The organism is Agromyces sp. NPDC029043, from assembly GCF_055564615.1.
The window spans coordinates 1-17,778 of sequence record NZ_JBVHVX010000007.1; the positions used below are offsets into that span (position 1 = coordinate 1).

Annotated in this window: 14 protein-coding genes; 8 read left to right on the forward strand and 6 right to left on the reverse strand. The window is 72.4% G+C overall.

The genetic code is table 11. The annotated features are described in order from the left end of the window. The first annotated feature begins 168 nt into the window (after window positions 1-168). From pabB to ACZ4TW_RS10565, 4 genes are all read left to right on the forward strand, one after another. Window positions 169-1,596 carry an aminodeoxychorismate synthase component I gene (gene pabB / locus ACZ4TW_RS10550; protein WP_465542674.1) on the forward strand — a complete coding sequence of 476 codons (1,428 nt, stop codon included), beginning with the start codon at window positions 169-171 and terminating at the stop codon, window positions 1,594-1,596. A 79-nt stretch (window positions 1,597-1,675) separates the two neighbouring features. Then, window positions 1,676-4,252, forward strand: a complete 2,577-nt coding sequence (leuS, locus tag ACZ4TW_RS10555; RefSeq protein ID WP_465542675.1) for a leucine--tRNA ligase — start codon at window positions 1,676-1,678, stop codon at window positions 4,250-4,252. Window positions 4,253-4,344: 92 nt separating this feature from the next. Then, window positions 4,345-5,043, forward strand: a complete 699-nt coding sequence (locus ACZ4TW_RS10560) for a ComEA family DNA-binding protein (protein WP_465542676.1) — start codon at window positions 4,345-4,347, stop codon at window positions 5,041-5,043. A 1-nt stretch (window position 5,044) separates the two neighbouring features. Further along, window positions 5,045-7,435, forward strand: a complete 2,391-nt coding sequence (locus ACZ4TW_RS10565; protein ID WP_465542677.1) for a ComEC/Rec2 family competence protein — start codon at window positions 5,045-5,047, stop codon at window positions 7,433-7,435. Between the two features lie 85 nt (window positions 7,436-7,520). Here the strand turns inward: ACZ4TW_RS10565 and ACZ4TW_RS10570 are convergent, their stop codons facing one another. Continuing rightward, complete coding sequence (locus ACZ4TW_RS10570; RefSeq protein WP_465542678.1) at window positions 7,521-8,918, reverse strand: diguanylate cyclase; 1,398 nt, start codon at window positions 8,916-8,918, stop codon at window positions 7,521-7,523. Between the two features lie 252 nt (window positions 8,919-9,170). Between ACZ4TW_RS10570 and holA the strand changes: the two genes are divergently transcribed. Then, window positions 9,171-10,187 (forward strand): DNA polymerase III subunit delta, encoded by a 1,017-nt coding sequence (gene holA, locus ACZ4TW_RS10575; RefSeq protein WP_465542679.1) that lies wholly within the window; start codon window positions 9,171-9,173, stop codon window positions 10,185-10,187. A gap of 108 nt (window positions 10,188-10,295) precedes the next feature. Here the strand turns inward: holA and rpsT are convergent, their stop codons facing one another. From rpsT to ACZ4TW_RS10595, 4 genes are all read right to left on the reverse strand, one after another. Then, window positions 10,296-10,556 carry a 30S ribosomal protein S20 gene (rpsT, locus tag ACZ4TW_RS10580; protein WP_067945396.1) on the reverse strand — a complete coding sequence of 87 codons (261 nt, stop codon included), beginning with the start codon at window positions 10,554-10,556 and terminating at the stop codon, window positions 10,296-10,298. Window positions 10,557-10,717: 161 nt separating this feature from the next. Beyond that, window positions 10,718-11,482 carry an alpha/beta fold hydrolase gene (locus ACZ4TW_RS10585; protein ID WP_465542680.1) on the reverse strand — a complete coding sequence of 255 codons (765 nt, stop codon included), beginning with the start codon at window positions 11,480-11,482 and terminating at the stop codon, window positions 10,718-10,720. A 3-nt stretch (window positions 11,483-11,485) separates the two neighbouring features. After that, complete coding sequence (locus ACZ4TW_RS10590) at window positions 11,486-12,112, reverse strand: response regulator (RefSeq protein ID WP_465542681.1); 627 nt, start codon at window positions 12,110-12,112, stop codon at window positions 11,486-11,488. Next, window positions 12,109-13,335, reverse strand: a complete 1,227-nt coding sequence (locus ACZ4TW_RS10595) for a sensor histidine kinase (RefSeq protein ID WP_465542682.1) — start codon at window positions 13,333-13,335, stop codon at window positions 12,109-12,111. The genes ACZ4TW_RS10590 and ACZ4TW_RS10595 overlap by 4 nt, the downstream gene beginning before the upstream one ends. Window positions 13,336-13,414: 79 nt before the next feature. Between ACZ4TW_RS10595 and lepA the strand changes: the two genes are divergently transcribed. From lepA to hemW, 3 genes are read left to right on the forward strand one after another with little or no spacing between them, the layout of a single operon-like run. Continuing rightward, entirely contained in the window at window positions 13,415-15,286 is a 1,872-nt protein-coding gene (gene lepA / locus ACZ4TW_RS10600; protein WP_465542683.1) for a translation elongation factor 4, read from the forward strand. A gap of 8 nt (window positions 15,287-15,294) precedes the next feature. Next, complete coding sequence (locus tag ACZ4TW_RS10605) at window positions 15,295-15,945, forward strand: DUF1990 family protein (RefSeq protein ID WP_465542684.1); 651 nt, start codon at window positions 15,295-15,297, stop codon at window positions 15,943-15,945. Window positions 15,946-15,947: 2 nt separating this feature from the next. Further along, window positions 15,948-17,174 (forward strand): radical SAM family heme chaperone HemW, encoded by a 1,227-nt coding sequence (hemW, locus tag ACZ4TW_RS10610; protein ID WP_465542685.1) that lies wholly within the window; start codon window positions 15,948-15,950, stop codon window positions 17,172-17,174. 3 nt (window positions 17,175-17,177) lie between these two features. Here the strand turns inward: hemW and ACZ4TW_RS10615 are convergent, their stop codons facing one another. Beyond that, window positions 17,178-17,642: a DUF4870 domain-containing protein gene (locus ACZ4TW_RS10615; protein ID WP_465542686.1), complete on the reverse strand. Its 465-nt coding sequence runs from the start codon at window positions 17,640-17,642 to the stop codon at window positions 17,178-17,180. Between the last annotated feature and the right edge of the window lie 136 nt (window positions 17,643-17,778).

Sequence of the window (17,778 nt, forward strand, 5' to 3'; positions counted from 1 at the left end):
CGGTCGGCGCCGCCAGCGCGGTCGGGAGGGGGGGGGGGAGGGGGGGGGGGGGGGGGGGGAGAGGGGGGGGCGGGGGGGGAGGGGGGGGGGGGGGGGGGGGGGGGTTGGGGGGGGTTTTCCCCCCCCCCCCCCCCCGCCTCGTGTTCCGCTCTCTCGTAGGCTGAGTGGATGCCGCGACGCATCCGGAGCCTCACGCTGCCCGAGTGGCGCGACCCCGAGCCCGTCTTCCTCGCCGTCGCGGCCGACGCGCGGCGAGTCGCCTGGCTCGACGGCGGTGACGGCGCGCGCGAGGGTCGCAGCGTGATCGCCGTCGCGTGCGACGGCGCCCCCGCGGTGGTCGGCGGCGACGACGCGGACCCCGACGCGGTGTACGACGGCCTGTCGACGACGCTCGGCGAGATCGAGCTCGGCGACGGGCTCGACGCATCCGGTCGCGCCGCCGTCGGCTGGCACGGCTGGTTCGGCTACGAGTTCGGCGCGCGCACGATCGGGGTGCCCGCGGCGCCGGCCCAGACGCCTGCCGTCGCGTTCTTCTTCGCCGACCGCGTCATCGTGTTCGAGCACGCGACGCGCACCGTGCGGCTCGAATGGCTCGAGGACGACGCCGCGGGCGCGGCATCCGCCCGGCACTGGGTGGACGAGACGGCGACCGCGATCGCGGCGGTGACGACCGTGATGGATGACGCCGGCGTCGCACCATCCGGAACCACTCCTGCCGCCGCGCCCACGCGCTGGCGACACGACGCCGACGCCTACCGTCGGATGATCGCGGAGTGCCGGGCGGCCATCGTGCGCGGCGACGCGTACCAGCTCTGCCTCACGAACCGCGTCGAGGTCGATGTCACGCCCGACCCCGTGGCCGCCTACCTCAGACTGCGCCGCAGCAGCCCCAGCCACCACGGCGGTCTCGTGCGCTTCGACGACATCGCGCTGCTCAGCGCGTCGCCCGAGCAGTTCCTGCTCGTCGAGCGCGACGGCACCGTCGCGACCAAGCCCATGAAGGGCACGCGGCCGCGCTCCGTCGATCCGGCGACGGACCTCGCCCTGCGCGCCGAGCTCAGCGCGAGCGAGAAGGAACGCGCCGAGAACCTCATGATCGTCGACCTCATGCGCAACGACCTCGGCCGGATCGCCGAACTCGGCAGCCTCCGCGTGCCGAGCCTGCTCGAGGTGGAGGAGTACCCCCACGTGCACCAGCTCGTCTCGACGGTCACGGCGCGACTGCGCCATCCGCTCACCGCCCTCGACGCCGTGCGATCGGCGTTCCCCGCCGGATCGATGACGGGCGCGCCCAAGCTGTCGGCGATGACGATCCTGCACGGGCTCGAGCAGGGGCCGCGCGGCGTGTACTCCGGGGCCTTCGGATGCCTCGGGGTCGACGGCACCGCCGACCTCGCGATGGTCATCCGCTCCATCGTGCTCACGCCGGCCGGCGCATCGATCGGCACCGGGGGCGGGATCACCGCGCTGTCGGATCCCGACGAGGAGGTCGAGGAGACCCACGTGAAGGCGCGGGCGCTCATCGCCGTGCTCGGTGGCGAGGTGCCGCCTGCGCCCGGCGCGAACGGCAGTCGCCCGTCGCGCACGATCGAATAGGCTTGATCCTCGGGCGTCGCTCGCGCGCGCCCTCTCCGGGGCACGCCCCGAATCCCCGCGCTTCACGATTGAGAGACACGTGGCACACGAGCAGGACACCACGCAGGCCGCCGACGCCGGCACCTACGACTTCGCCGCGATCCAGGCGAAGTGGCTCCCGGTGTGGGAGGAGCTCGCGCCGTTCCGCGCCGCCCTGCCCGGCGACACGCGGCCGCGCAAGTACATCCTCGACATGTTCCCGTACCCGTCGGGCGACCTGCACATGGGCCACGCCGAGGCGTTCGGCTTCGGCGACGCGGCGGCGCGGTACTGGCGCCACCAGGGCTTCGACGTGCTCCACCCGATCGGCTGGGACTCGTTCGGCCTCCCGGCCGAGAACGCCGCGATCAAGCGCGGCGCCGACCCCCGCGCCTGGACGTACGCGAACATCGACCAGCAGAAGCGCTCGTTCAAGCAGTACGCGCCGTCGTTCGACTGGACCCGCGAGCTCCACACGAGCGATCCCGAGTACTACAAGTGGAACCAGTGGCTGTTCCTCAAGCTGTACGAGAAGGGCATCGCGTACCGCAAGGCCGGGCTCGTGAACTGGTGCCCCGTCGACCAGACCGTGCTCGCGAACGAGCAGGTCGTCGACGGGCACTGCGAGCGCTGCGGCGCCGTCGTGACCAAGAAGGCGTTGACCCAGTGGTACTTCCGCGTCACCGACTACGCCGACCGCCTGCTCGACGACCTGAACCAGCTCGAGGGCAAGTGGCCCTCGAAGGTGCTCACGATGCAGCGCAATTGGATCGGCCGTTCCGCCGGGGCCGACGTCGACTTCGCGATCGAGGGTCGTGACGAGCCGGTCACGGTCTTCACGACGCGTCCCGACACGCTGTACGGCGCGACGTTCATGGTCGTGGCGCCCGATTCCGAACTGGCGGCCGAGCTCGCCGGGGGCGCGTCCGCCGACGTGCAGGCGCGCTTCGCGCAGTACCTCGAGTCGGTGCGCGCCGAGAGCGACATCGACCGCCTCGCGACCGATCGACCCAAGACCGGCGTGTTCCTCGAGCGGTACGCGACGAACCCGCTGAACGGCGAGCGCCTGCCGATCTGGGCGGCCGACTACGTGCTGGCCGACTACGGCCACGGCGCGATCATGGCCGTGCCCGCACACGACCAGCGCGACCTCGACTTCGCTCGCGCGTTCGAGCTGCCCGTGCGCGTGGTCGTCGACACCAACGCCCCGGTCACGGGCGTCATCCCGGTGATCCCCGTCGACGAGCACGGCGTGCCGCTGCCGCTCGAGGAGCTGCCCGAGCTCGACCCGGCGAGCACCGGCGTCGCGCTCGCGGGCGACGGACGCCTCATGAACTCCGGGCCGCTCAACGGCCTCAGCAAGTCCAACGCGATCCGCCGCGCGATCGAGCTGCTCGACGAGCGGGGCGTCGGCCGCGCCGCGAAGAACTACCGCCTGCGCGACTGGCTGATCTCCCGCCAGCGGTACTGGGGCACGCCCATCCCGATCATCCACTGCGCCGAGTGCGGCGAGGTGCCCGTGCCCGAGGCCGACCTGCCGGTGCGGCTTCCGGATGCCGCGGGGCTCGACCTCAGTCCCAAGGGTGCGAGCCCCCTCGGTGCGGCCGAGGACTGGTCGCGGGTCGCCTGTCCGAACTGCGGCGGCGAGGCGCGCCGCGACTCCGACACGATGGACACGTTCGTCGACAGCTCCTGGTACTTCCTCCGCTACCTCGACCCGAACGACGACACGCGCGCGTTCGACCCGGCCGAGGCCGAGAAGTGGCTGCCCGTCGACCAGTACGTCGGCGGCGTCGAGCACGCCATCCTGCACCTGCTCTACGCGCGGTTCTTCACCAAGGTGCTGTTCGACCTCGGCTACCTCGGCTTCACCGAGCCGTTCACCTCGCTGCTGAACCAGGGCATGGTGATCATGGACGGCATGAAGATGTCGAAGTCGAAGGGCAACCTCGTCGAGTTCGCGTCCGAGCTCTCGGCGCACGGCGCCGACGCGCTGCGCGTCACGCTGGCGTTCGCGGGTCCGCCCGAGGACGACATCGACTGGGCCGACGTGTCGCCGGTCGGCGCGGCGAAGTTCCTCGCGCGCGCGTGGCGCATCTCCGGCGAGGTGACCTCGCGCCCCGATGTCGAGTGGAAGTCGGGCGATCCCGCGCTGCGCCGTGTCACCCACCGCCTGCTCGCCGATGCGCCCGGCCTCGCGGAGTCGTTCAAGTTCAACGTGATCGTCGCGCGCCTCATGGAGCTCGTGAACGCGACCCGCAAGGCGATCGACTCCGGCCCCGGCGCGGGCGATGCGGCGGTGCGCGAGGCGGCCGAGGTGACCGCGATGATGCTCGACCTGTTCGCGCCGTTCACCGCCGAGGACATGTGGCAGCGGCTCGGCTACGAACCCACCGTGGCGAACGTCGTGTGGCGCAAGGCCGACCCGGCCCTTCTCGTCGAGGAGTCGGTGACCGCGATCGTGCAGGTCGACGGCAAGGTGCGCGACCGGCTCGAGGTCTCGCCGAAGATCGGCGCCGAGGAGCTCGAGTCGCTGGCCCGTGCGTCGGCGGCGGTCGCGCGATCGGTCGGCGACCGCGAGATCGCGAACGTGATCGTGCGCGCCCCGAAGCTCGTCAACATCGCGACGCGGAGCTGACTGCTCCTCCACAGCATCCGGCGGGCGCCCGTCGAGGCGCCTGAGGCGCGGAGCGACCGCTCCCGGCAGTGCGGGCGCCTAGCGTTCGGGTCATGCCCGAATCCGCCGCCGATCCGCTGGCCGCGCTCGATGGCGCCCGCGCACGACCCCGCACCCGGATCGCGGTCGGCGCCGCGGTCGTGCTGTTCGTCGCTGCGGTCGCCGCATCGGCGATCGTCTCGTTCGTCGGCGGGGGTGGGGGAGCGCAGGCTGAGCTCGCGCCCGCGGCCTCCGTCGACAGCACGGGCGATGTCGGCCCCGTCGACGCTTCCGACACCGGCCAGTCCGCCGGCGTCGCGTCGAGCCTGCTCGTGCACGTGCTCGGCGCCGTCACTCGGCCCGGAATCGTCGAGCTGGCGTCAGGCGCCCGTGTCGTCGACGCGGTCGCGGCGGCGGGTGGACTGACCGCCGACGCCGACCCCGGCGGGGTGAACCTCGCACGCCCGCTGGTCGACGGCGAGCAGCTCGTCGTGCCGAAGGTCGGCGAGGTGCCGCGGCCCGCGGCGGGGCAGGGTGGAGCAGAGGCGACCGGCGGAGCGCCGGCTGGGGGTGTCCCGGGCGGTCGCGTGAGCCTCAATACCGCCGACGTCGCGGCGCTCGACACGCTTCCACGGATCGGGCCCGCGCTCGCGCAGCGCATCATCGACTGGCGCGAGGCGAACGGACCGTTCACCGACGTGTCGCAGCTGCTCGAGGTCGCGGGCATCGGCGACGCCGTGTACTCCGGCCTCGTCGACCTCGTGAGCCTCTGAGGTGCGGGCCCACGACCTGCGGCTGCTGGGTCCGGCCGGCGCCACGTGGGTGGCGGCGTGGTCGGCGACCGGAGCGACGGACGTCGCGGCGCCGGCGTGGGCCGTGCCGGTGCTGTTCTGGGCGATCGCCCTCGTCGCGCTGGCCGTCCTCGCGGCGAGCGCGGTCGCAACCGGGCGGCCGCGCGTGCCCGGAACGGGACGCGGCATGCGATTCCAGCGCGTCGTGGCGCCGCTCGCGGCGATTCTGCTGGGCATGACCTGCGCCGCACTGTCGGCGACCGTGACGGGCGCCGCCCTCTCCGCCCGCGACGCGAGCCCGCTGGTCGCGGCCGCGGCGACGCGCCAGCCGGTCGAGCTCGTCGTGCGCCTGGACTCATCGCTCCGCCCGGCGCCGGTGTCGCCGTGGGGCGGCGACGGTTCCGATCGCGCCCGCGCCACCCTGATCGCCGTCGACGGGCGCGCCGCTCCACCGCTCGCGCTCGAGGTCTCGATCCCCGAACTGGAGGCATCTGCGCCTGCGGTCGGCTTCGGAACGCGGCTGGAGCTCGTGGGGCGGGTCGCCGAGCTTCCGGGATCCGAGCGCGCGGCGTTCCGGATCCGAGCGTCAGCGATCTCGCGGGTCCATGCGGCCCCTCCGTTCGTCGCCTGGGCGCTTCCACTCCGCGCGGGGCTCGCCGACGGCGCCCAACGCCTCGGTGGGGACGGCGGCGCTCTGGTGCCGGGCCTGGCCATCGGCGACACCTCCCGACTCGAGCCCGACCTCCACGAGGCGATGGCGAGCGCGTCGCTCACGCACCTCACTGCGGTCTCCGGGGCGAACTGCGCCTTGGTGACGGCGCTCGTGTTCTGGGCTGCGGGCGCGATGCGCCTGCGGCGTTCGGCCCGCGTCGCCGTGGCGTTGGTGGCCCTCGGTGGCTTCGTCGCGCTCGTCACCCCCGAGTCCAGCGTGGTCCGCGCCGCCGCCATGGCGGTCGTCGTGCTGGTCGCGTGCGCGTCGGGCCGCACGGGTGGCGGCGTGCCGGCGCTGGCCTTCGCGACCATCGCGCTGCTGGTGTTCGACCCGTGGTACTCGCGCGACTTCGGATTCGCCCTGTCGGTCTCCGCCACGGCCGGGCTCGTGCTCGGCTCCGGACCGCTGGCAGCGCTCCTCGGTCGATGGATGCCGCGACCGCTCGCGCTCCTGCTCGCGGTACCGCTCGCGGCGCAGCTTGCATGCCAGCCGGTGCTCGTGCTGCTCGAGCCCGTCGTGCCGGTCTACGGCGTGCCCGCCAACCTCCTCGCGGCCCCTGCCGCACCGATCGCCACGATAGCCGGGCTGGCAGGCTGCCTGCTGCTGCCCGTGCTGCCCTCCGTCGGCTTCGCGGCGCTCCAGGTGGCGTGGCTGCCGGCCGCGTGGATCGCGCTCCTCGCGCGCGGGGTCGATTCCATGCCGTTCGGGGCGGTGCCGTGGCTCGCCGACGCGGGAGGCGCCGCCCTCTGCGCCGCATCCATCGCCTCGGGCACGGTCCTGGCCGCGCGACGCCCACCCCGGCGGAAGCCGGGTGCCGTGCGGGTCGTGGCCGCGGTGGTGCTGTGCGTGTCGCTCGCCGTACCGATCGGCGTCGCCGCCGGGCGGCCGGTTCTCGTTCAGGCGACGCTTCCCCCGGCATGGGACGTGCTCCAGTGCGACGTCGGGCAGGGCGACGCCGTGCTGGCTCGCGACGGCGGTGCCGTCCTGCTGATCGACACGGGACCCGATCCGGAACGCCTGGCCGCGTGCCTCTCGCTCGCGGGCGTCGACCGGCTCGATCTCGCGATCATCACCCACTGGGATGCCGACCACGCCGGAGGGGTGGCAGCGATCGCCGGCCGAGTGGATGTCGTCCTCCACGGCCCGCTGGACGGCCGGCGCTCGGACCGGGCGCTCGAGCCGCTCGCGAGCGGCGGCGCAGAGCTCGTCCGGGTCGGCGAGGGGGCGACCGGTCGGCTCGGCGACGCCCGATGGCGCATCCTGTGGCCGCCGGCGCGGTCCGATCCGGGGAACGACGCGAGCGTCGTGATCGACCTCATGGCCGACGACTACCGAGCCGTCTTCCTGGGCGACCTCGGCGCCGACGCACAGGCCGCCCTGCTGCGCTCGCACGAGCTCGGACGTGCCGACGTCGTGAAGGTCGCACATCATGGCAGCGCCGACCAGGATGCCGCGCTCTACCGTGAACTGGCGGCGCCCATCGGGCTCATCGGCGTCGGCGAGGCCAACGGCTACGGTCATCCGACACCGAGCCTGCTCGGAATCCTCGCCGAGGCCGGGACCATGCCGATTCGCAGCGACCGCTCCGGAGCCGGCGCCCTCGTCGTCGACGCGGGTCGGTTCGCACTCTGGTCGGAACGCGGCGACTCGGGTCATCGGTGACGCGCGAGCTCCTCGGCGGGTCGACCGGGCTGCGAGTCGCGCGTCACGCCGACGCGGCGGCGACGGCGAAGGGTCGACCGAGGCGTCAGATCATCGCCCGTGGCGGGTCGGCCAGCGTGGTCCTGCTCGCGTTCCCGCGACGGTCCTGCGGCGACGAGTCGGCGTCCATCCTCGAGCCGTCGGCCAGGACGATCCGGTCGCCCCCGGCGGTCTTCGCCTCGTACATCGCCAGGTCGGCCGCACGCAGGAGCTCTTCGGCGCTCAGAGCGGTCGCTGCGGGAGCGAATCCGACGCCGATGCTCGCCCTCAACCGCTGATGCGTCGAAGCGACGTCGCCGAACCCATGGAGGAGCTCCAGGACCCGATCGGCGACGTCCATCGCTGCAGCGGCGTCGTCGGTCCGGCAGACGATCACGAACTCGTCGCCGCCGTAGCGGGCGACCACGTCGCCTTCGCGTACGCCGGCCACGAGTCGCTGCCCGGCCTCGCGAAGCAGACGATCGCCGGCGTGATGGCCCAGGCGGTCGTTGACCTCCTTGAAGCCGTCGAGGTCGATGAACAGCGCCGCGCACCCGACCGTGCCCACGATCGTGCGCAACTCCATTTCGAGAAGGCGCCGATTGGGCAGGCCCGTCACATCGTCGTGCGTTGCCGCATGCTCGAGGCGGGCCTGCAGTCGCAGGGTCGCGAGGGCCTGCGCCGCCTGCCCCGCGAGGGCTTCGGCCAGCGGGGTGGCCTCGTCGTCGAACGTGCGGACGTGATGGAACCAGCTGATGAAGGCGCCGAAGTCCATCTCCTCATGATGAAGTGGTGCCGCGATCAGCGCGTGAACGCCGGCGGCGCGCATCTCCGCACCCAGGCCGGGGAGCAACCGCTCGCCCTCCTCCGGTCCGATGACCTTGATGATCTGCCGCGGCACGCTGACCAGGGAGATCAGCGATTCGTAGTCCACTCGTCCGTCGAAGGGATCGTGACCGGCCGCGAGCGTGCTCGAGCCCTCCGGCCGGTGGAGGTAGACCGCGGAGTGCTCTGCGCGGTAGGCCCGCCTCGCCGCGTCGGAGAGGATCATCGCCAATCGCTCTTCCGAGGTGGCGTTCGAGAACGCCACGGAAGAGTCCATCACGAGCTCGAGGCGTGCGCGGGTGCGGTCCGCGAGGGCATGGCTGCGGCGAAGGTCGCACAGGGCTCGCCAGCGCTCAGACGCCTCCGACATCACGAGCACTTCGTGCGCCTGCTCGGCATGACGGGTGACGATGACCGCCTTGCTCGGCTGCCGGCTGTCGAGCATCATCCACGGGCCCGGCCCGATTCCGGCGGGGAACAGGTCGTCGTGCGCCTCAGTCAGGAACTCGTCGAGGGGACGGCCCGCGATGTGCTCGGCGTCGAGGCCGAGCCATGCGCAGAACCAGTCGTTCGCGTCGGTGATCGCGCTCCCGGCGCCGATGCGTACGACACCTACCGGAAGCGCATCCGCTGTGTTCACCAAGTGCTCCTGCCCGGACCCAGAGGAGCCCGGCGGCCGGGCGATTCCGACCTCGCGTGCTCTGGGAAGCGTTCGACTCTAGCATGGCTCCTGCGGCGCCCTGACCGGCGACGCGATCGTACCTGGCGATCCGATCGAGTCGACGCGGTCCGGTTCACGCTCGGGTCCGGGCGCGGCGACCGGCCATCGGTTGTCGCCGGCGCTCCATAGACTGGTGCCGGCTCGGCAATCGGTCCGGGCGGAGGGAGACACGTGGCGGCACGGGCAGGCACGGCGAGGCCGAAGGTCGCGATTCCCCAGCTCGCGTGGAGCGCGGTGCGACCGGCGCCGATCGTCCTCGTCTCCGGCGGAGAGGATGTCCTCGCCGAGCGCGCGATGACGATGCTGCGCGATGCGCTGCGCGCCGACGACCCCTCGCTCGAGGTCAGCGATCTCGAGGCCGACGGCTACTCGCGCGGCACCCTCCTCACGCTGGCCAGCCCTTCCCTGTTCGGCGAGCCGCGGCTCATCCGCGTCACGGGAGTCGAGAAGGCCAGCGACGACCTCATCGGCGACGCGCTGGAGTACCTCGCCGCCCCGGCCGAGGGCACCACCGTCGTGCTCCGCCACCGTTCCGGCGTGCGGGGCAAGAAGCTCCTCGACGCCATCCGGGCGGGCGACGGCGGCGGCATCGAGGTCGTCTGCGCCGAACTGCGCAAGGACTCCGAGAAGCAGGACTTCGCGGCCGCCGAGTTCCGGCTGGCCGGCCGGCGCATCGCCCCCGCGGCGCTGCGCGCGCTGGTCGGGGCGTTCAGCGACGACCTCGGCGAGCTCGCCGCCGCCTGCCGCCAGCTCATCGCCGACGCTCCCGGCGACATCGACGAGGCCACCGTCGCCAAGTACTACGGCGGCCGCGTCGAGACCACGGCGTTCGAGGTCGCCGACGCGGCGATCGCCGGGCGGCACGGCGAGGCCCTGATCGCGCTGCGCCATGCGCTCGAGTCCGGCGCCGATCCGGTGCCCATGGTCGCCGCCTTCGCCATGAAGGTCCGGACCATGGCGAAGGTCGCCGGGGCGCGAGGCGCTTCCGCCGGATCGCTCGGCCTCGCGCCATGGCAGGTCGATCGCGCGCGTCGCGACCTCGTCGGCTGGACCGACGAGGGCCTCGGCGCCGCCATCCAGGCACTCGCGGCGACCGACGCCGCCGTCAAGGGCGCGGAACGCGACCCGGTGTTCGCGCTCGAACGACTGGTCGGCGTCATCGCCGCGCGCGGCCGCGTCGGCGCCTGACGCACGCGCCCACCTGTCGGGAGCGCGATGGCGACGGCCGCGCCGCCGCCCGGAACGACGAAGGCCCCGCACCACCCGGTGCGGGGCCTTCGTACGAAGGTGCTCGGATCAGAGCGCGGCGACCTGCTTCGCGATGGCCGACTTGCGGTTCGCGGCCTGGTTCTTGTGGATCACGCCCTTGCTCACGGCCTTGTCGAGCTTGCGCGTCGCGACGCGGAGGGCAGCGGTGGCCTTCTCCTTGTCGCCCTCGGCGATGGCCTTGCGGGTCGCGGTGATGACGGTCTTGAGCTCGCTCTTCACGGCCTTGTTGCGCTCCTGCGCCTTCAGGTTGGTGCGGATGCGCTTGATCTGCGACTTGATGTTTGCCACGTGGTTCGTCTTTCGTGTGTTCTGCGGGTACCGGAGTTGCCGCAATCGGTAGAGGGGCCGTCGCGGCGCATCGTGCGGGGTGGGACCCACACGCAAGCCAACAGGCAACGATACCAGCATCGCCGCGGCGACACCAAAGCGCGCGGGGCGCTCCCCGCGCCTCAGCCGACCCGCGCGCGGCGGTCGCGCCGGGCCGCCCGGGCCTCCAGTTCGGCGACGGCGCCGAGCACCGCCGCGGCGAAGTCGTCGGGCCGGGCGAGGCTCACGAGATGGGTCGCGCCGTCGATCAGCACCAGCCGTCCGTCGCGCGCGGCGCGCACCATCTGTCGTTCCTCGATCCTGAAGTGGTCGTAGCGGCCGTTGACGAACCAGATGGGCACCTCGACGGCCGCGATCGACCGCTCGACGTCGAGCTCGGCCACGGCCTCGAGCGCGGGTTGCATGACCTCGAGCGCGACGCCGCCGGCGACGATGTCGTCGACCGCCGCAGAGGGCAGGAACAACCGCGCCATCGCATCGTTGAGTCCGCGTCCGCGGTCGGGGAGCCGGCGGATGGCGCGCGCGAGGGCCATGTAGCCGCGAAGGCCGGGGCCGCGCGGGCGGGTCCCGCACGAGGCCGCCACGAGGCCGTCGATCCGATCCGGATGGCGCGCCGCGTACTCGATCGCCAGGTAGCCCCCGAGGCTCAGCCCCACGAGCAACCGGGGGACGCCGTCGTCGCGGTCGCCGCTCGGCGGCGCGACCGCCTCGTCGATCGCGCGCATCGCGGCATCGAGGGTGAACTCGTCATCCATCCGTGCGCCGTGACCTGGCAGGTCGACGGGCACCACGCGGAGGCCGTGTCGCTCCAGGCGTGCGACCTGGCCGCGCCACATCGTCGCCGACGTGCGGATACCGTGGACGAGCACGACGCGAGCCCGAGGCATCCGTCAGCCCGCCCGGATCGCGCCGAGCTCGCGGGCCTTCGCGACGGCGGCGGTGCGCGAGCCCACGCCGAGCTTGGTGAAGATGTGCACGAGGTGCGACTTCACGGTCGCTTCGCTGAGGAAGAGGGCCTGCCCGATCTCGCGGTTGGTGCTGCCGCCCGCCACGAGTTGGAGCACCTCGGCCTCGCGCACGGTCAGGCGCTGGTCGGCGCTGCGCTGCGAGGCGTCGAGTCGCGAGGCGACGGCGGGTGCGAGGGCCGACTCGCCGGCGGCGGCCGCGTGGATGGCGGCGATCAGCTCGCCGGGCGGCGCGTCCTTGAGGAGGTAGCCGCTCGCCCCGGCCTCGATCGCGCCGAGGATGTCGGCATCGGTGTCGTAGTTGGTGAGCACGAGCACCTTCGGAGCGCGCGCCGAGGAACGGATCCGGCGCGTCGCCTCGACGCCCTGGAGGCGCCCGGGGAACTGCAGGTCCATGAGCACGAGGTCGATCCCGGGCGCGGCCGCGAGTCGCACGGCCTCTTCGGCCGAGCTCGCCTCGCCCGCGACCTGGAGGTCGGGCTCGGCCTCGAGGAGCGCGCGCATGCCCGCCCGCACCACCGGGTGGTCGTCGCTGAGTAGGAGCCGGATCACGCGGTCACCGCCGGGATCCGCACCGACAGGGCCGTTCCGCCGCCGGGGGTGGACTCGACGTCGGCCGTGCCGCCGAGCTTCTCCGCCCGCTGGCGGATCGCGCGCAGGCCGAACGAGACGCCGTCGGCGGCCCGCGCATCGAGGCTCGCCGGATCGAACCCGATGCCGTCGTCGACGACGTCGAGCGCGACCTCGTCGCCCAGGTAGCTCAGGGTGAGCTCGGCGCGCCCCGCGTCGGCGTGCTTCACGACGTTCGAGAGCGAGCCCTGCGCGATGCGCAGCAGCGTCGCCTCGATCGACATGGGCAGCGGCACCGGCTCGCCGCTCATCGAGAACGACACGCGCGTGCGCGACCCGGACTGCACCGACTGCTCGTTGGTCGCGTCGGCGAGCCGCCGCAGCGCGGCGGGCAGGGTGCGCTCGTCGAGCGCCGGCGGCGTGAGCTCGCGGATGAAGCGGCGGGTCTCCTGCAGGTTGTCGGCCGCGGTCTCGCGTGCGAGGCGCAGCTTGTCGCGCGTCGCCTCGTCGGCGACGTCGCGCTCCGCGGCGTGCAGCAGCATCTGGATGCTCGAGAGCCCCTGCGCGACGGTGTCGTGGATCTCGCGCGCGATCCGCTCGCGTTCCGCGAGCGTGCCCGCCTCGCGGCTGGCCGCAGCCAGCTCTTCGCGGGTCGCGAGCAGGTCGAGGATGAGCGACTGGCGTTCACGCGACTCCACGGCCATCGCGCGGTAGCCGAGGCCGATGATCACCGCGACGCCCGCGGAGATGAACGGGCCCAGCACGCTGCCGACCTCGAACCCGAGGTGCGAGGTCGTGCCCCAGACGCTCAGGGCGAAGGTCACGGCGACGAGCGGCACGGCCCACCGCGCCGGGAGCACGTGGAGCTCGATGAAGAACAGCGGGAAGGCGAGGAACGCGGCATCCGGTGTCAGGGCACTGAGGCCCAGCCAGAACCCGAGCAGCATCACGAGCCATCCCGCGCGCATCCACGGCGCGACGACCTGGTGCGCCGTGACGACGCCGACCGCGTAGGTGCCGAGGAACGCGATCGACAGGATCGCGATGGCCACGAGGTCGGGGCTGCCGATGATGATCGCGCGTGCGAGCACGAACACCGTGAGCCCGATGACGAGCACGTGGAGTCCGACGCGCAGCGAGGTGAAGACGGGCCGCAGCGCCGATGGCTGCACCCGTCCGACGAGGGGGGCATCGAGCACGGTCATGGTGCGATTCAGCCTAGTGACCGGCCCCTTCCGCGGCATCCGTCGAAAGTGGGATCGCCCGCATGGGAGAATCGACGGGATGTCTCCGAGAGCCGCCAACCCGCTGGTGCCCGCCGCAACCGACCCTGCGCTGATCCGCAACTTCTGCATCATCGCGCACATCGACCACGGCAAGTCGACGCTCGCCGACCGCATGCTCCAGATCACGGGCGTGGTCGCCGACCGCGACATGCGGGCGCAGTACCTCGACCGCATGGACATCGAGCGCGAGCGCGGCATCACCATCAAGAGCCAGGCCGTGCGCATGCCGTGGGCCCTCCGTCAGGCGCAGGGACCGGATGTCGCGTACGCGCTGAACATGATCGACACTCCCGGCCACGTCGACTTCAGCTACGAGGTCTCCCGCTCGCTCGCCGCCTGCGAGGGCGCCATCCTGCTGGTGGATGCCGCGCAGGGCATCGAGGCGCAGACGCTCGCGAACCTCTACCTCGCGCTCGAGAACGACCTCGAGATCATTCCCGTGCTGAACAAGATCGACCTGCCGGCAGCCGAGCCCGAGAAGTACGCGCGCGAGCTCGCCGACCTCATCGGCGGCTCGCCCGACGACGTGCTGCGCGTGTCGGGCAAGACCGGCATGGGCGTGGAGGACCTGCTCGACCGCGTGGTCGAGCGCATCCCGGCTCCCACGGGCGATGCGGATGCGCCGGCGCGGGCCATGATCTTCGACTCGGTGTACGACAGCTACCGTGGCGTGGTCACGTACGTCCGCATGGTCGACGGGCGACTGAATCCGCGTGAGCGGATCCAGATGATGTCGACGAAGGCGACGCACGAGATCCTCGAGATCGGCGTGAGCGCACCCGAGCCGACGCCGACGCAGGGCCTCAGCGTCGGCGAGGTGGGCTACCTCATCACCGGCGTGAAGGACGTGCGCCAGTCGAAGGTCGGCGACACCGTCACGACCGCGGTGAAGTCGGCGGCCGAGCCGCTCGCCGGCTACACCGAGCCGCTGCCCATGGTGTTCTCGGGGCTGTACCCGATCGACGGCAGCGACTACCCCGAGCTGCGCGAGGCCCTCGACAAGCTGAAGCTGTCGGATGCCGCGCTCGTGTACGAGCCCGAGACGTCGGTGGCGCTCGGCTTCGGCTTCCGCGCGGGCTTCCTCGGCCTGCTGCACCTCGAGATCGTGACCGAACGCCTTCGCCGCGAGTTCGGGCTCGACATCATCAACACCGCGCCGTCGGTGGTCTACGAGGTGACCACCGAAGACCGGAAGACCGTCACGGTCACCAACCCCAGCGAGTTCCCGACCGGCGGCAAGATCGCCGAGGTCCGCGAGCCCATCGTGCGCGCCGCCATCCTCGCGCCGAAGGACTACGTCGGCACCATCATGGAACTCTGCCAGTCGCGCCGCGGCACGCTGCTCGGCATGGAGTACCTCGGCGAGGACCGCGTGGAGATCCGCTACAACATGCCGCTCGGCGAGATCGTCTTCGACTTCTTCGACAACCTCAAGTCGAAGACGGCCGGCTACGCGTCGCTCGATTACGAGCCGGCGGGCGACCAGGCCGCCGACCTCGTGAAGGTCGACATCCTGCTGCAGGGTGAGCAGGTCGACGCCTTCAGTGCGATCGTGCACCGCGACAAGGCGTACGCGTACGGCGTCCTCATGACGGGGCGCCTGCGCGAGCTGATCCCTCGGCAGCAGTTCGAGGTGCCCATCCAGGCGGCGATCGGGGCCCGGATCATCGCGCGCGAGTCGATCCGCGCCATGCGCAAGGACGTCCTCGCCAAGTGCTACGGCGGTGACATCACGCGCAAGCGCAAGCTCCTCGAGAAGCAGAAGGAGGGCAAGAAGCGCATGAAGATGGTCGGCCGCGTCGAGGTCCCGCAGGAGGCGTTCATCGCCGCGCTCTCGGGGGAGACCGAGAAGAAGGACGCCAAGAAGTAGGAGGCGCGATGACTCGCCGGAGCACGTTCACCGACCAGTCCGTCACGTACGGCGCGATCGGCGCCACGCTCGACCCCGACCTGCTGCGCTACCCGCCGGCGGGCTTCCGCCCTGCCGAGGACTCGGTGAAGCTCGGTTCCGGCAAGGACCGCTTCGACCGCGCGGCCGAGGAGCTGATGACCTGGGGCGTCCAGACGGGCGCCGGGTTCGAGGTCGTCGACGTCTCGCCCGGCACCGGAGCCCAGTACACCGGCATCGCCTACGACGCCGACGGCGCACCGCTCACCGATCAGCCGGCGCCGCGGACCGAGCAGCGCTTCGGCCCCGACGGGACGCCGTACGTCAGCGCCGGCATGACCGCGACCCTGAAGCGGCGTGGTCGCACGGGTTCGCGCGGCAGCATCCCGGTGCTCGTCGTCTACGTCGTCGACGAGCCCGAGCGCATCGGGTTCGCGTACGGCACGACCGGTGACGCCCCCGAGAGCGGCGAGGAGTCGTTCATCCTCGAGCACCGCGACGACGACTCCGTCTGGCTGACCATCCGCTCGGTGCTCCAGCCGAACGGCGGCCTCCGCCGGCTGTTCGCGCCCGCGGTGCGGCGGCGCCGGCGCGAGCTCACGACGCGGGAGCTGCGCGCGCTGCACCCCGCCTACACCTGACCATGGCCGGGCCACTTCCGATCGCCGATCCGGCGCCGGCCGACGGCCTGCTGCCGGCGACCGCGGTCGAACGCGCCGGCGAGCGCGCGTTCGGCGTCTACGTGCACGTGCCGTTCTGCCGGGTCCGCTGCGGGTACTGCGACTTCAACACGTACACCGCCGGGGAGCTCCGCGGCGTGACGCAGTCGCAGTACGCCGACCAGGCGATCGACGAGATCCGGTTCGCGCGCGGCGTGCTGGCGACATCCGGGGCACCCGAACGGCCCGCCGACACCGTGTTCTTCGGCGGCGGAACGCCCACGCTCCTGCCCACGGGCGACCTCGTGCGGATGCTCGCGGCCGTCCGCGACGCGTTCGGCCTCGCGCCCGGCGCCGAGGTGACGACCGAGGCGAATCCCGACTCGGTCGACGCCGACGACCTGCGACGCCTCGCCGACGGCGGGTTCACGCGTGTCTCGTTCGGCATGCAGTCGGCCGTGCCGGACGTTCTGGCGGCGCTCGACCGCACGCACGATCCCGCCCGCGTGCCGCTCGTCGTGCGGTGGGCTCGCGAGGCCGGCCTCGACGTCAGCCTCGACCTGATCTACGGCACGCCGGGGGAGTCCCTCGACGACTGGCGCACGAGCCTCGAGGTGGTCCTCGGCGAGCGGCCCGACCACGTCAGCGCCTACGCGCTCATCGTCGAGGACGGCACGAAGCTCGCCCGGCAGATCCGCCGCGGCGAGCTCGCGGCGCTCGACGACGACCTCTCGGCCGACATGTACGAGCTCGCCGACGACCTGCTCGGCGCCGCCGGGTACGAGTGGTACGAGGTCTCGAATTGGGCGACGGATGCCGCGCACCGCTCACGCCACAACCTCGGCTACTGGCGCGGCGACGACTGGTGGGGCGTCGGTCCCGGCGCGCACAGCCACGTGGGCGGTGTTCGGTGGTGGAACGCGAAGCACCCGGCGGCCTACGCCGAGCGGCTCGACGGGGGCGTCTCGCCCGCCGTGGGACGAGAGACGCTCGACGACCCCGCACGCGAGACCGAGCGCGTGCTGCTCGCCACGCGCATCCGCGAGGGCATCGAGGTGGGTTCGCTCCACGCCGGCGGAAGGCACGCGGTCGCGGGGCTCATCGCCGACGGGCTCGTGGAAGCGCGAACCGCCCTCGCCGGTCGGCTGACGCTGACGCGGCGAGGGCGGTTGCTGGCCGACGCCGTCGTGCGGCGCCTGCTCGAGGACTGAGACCTAGCTCACGAACTTGATCGCGACGGGGTAGACGTAGTACTCGCCGTTGTTGGCCTTGATCGCGGCGATGATGCCGAACACGATCGCGGCGATCCAGGCGGCGATGAGGATGAAGATGCCGATGATCACGAACGTGAGGATCGAGCCCACGACGTATGCGATCAGCAGCGTGATCTGGAAGTTCAGCGCGGTCGCGGTGTGCTCCCGGATGAACGGTCCCTTGTCCTTGAGGATCAGGTAGCCGATCAGGGCCGGCAGGAAGCCGAAGAGGATGCCGCCGATGTGGATCAGCGTCGCCCACAGCTTCTCGTCGGCCGGGCTGAGCGGCTGGCTCTGCTGGTAGGCGCCTCCGCCGGGCGGGGGCGGCGTCGGTCCGCCGGGCGGCGGCGTGGTCCCGCCGGGCGGAGGCGGCGTGGTTCCACCGGGCGGCGGCGTCGGGGGCGTGGGAGGTGGTGCGTCGGACATGATGCTGCTCCTTGAAGGTCGCGCCCGGATCGCGGGTCGGTGATTTCATGCTGGCACAGCGGGGGGGGGGGGGGGGGGGGGGGGGGGGGCGGGGGTCTACGTCAAGGCGCGCGTGGTGACGCCCGTTATCGACGAC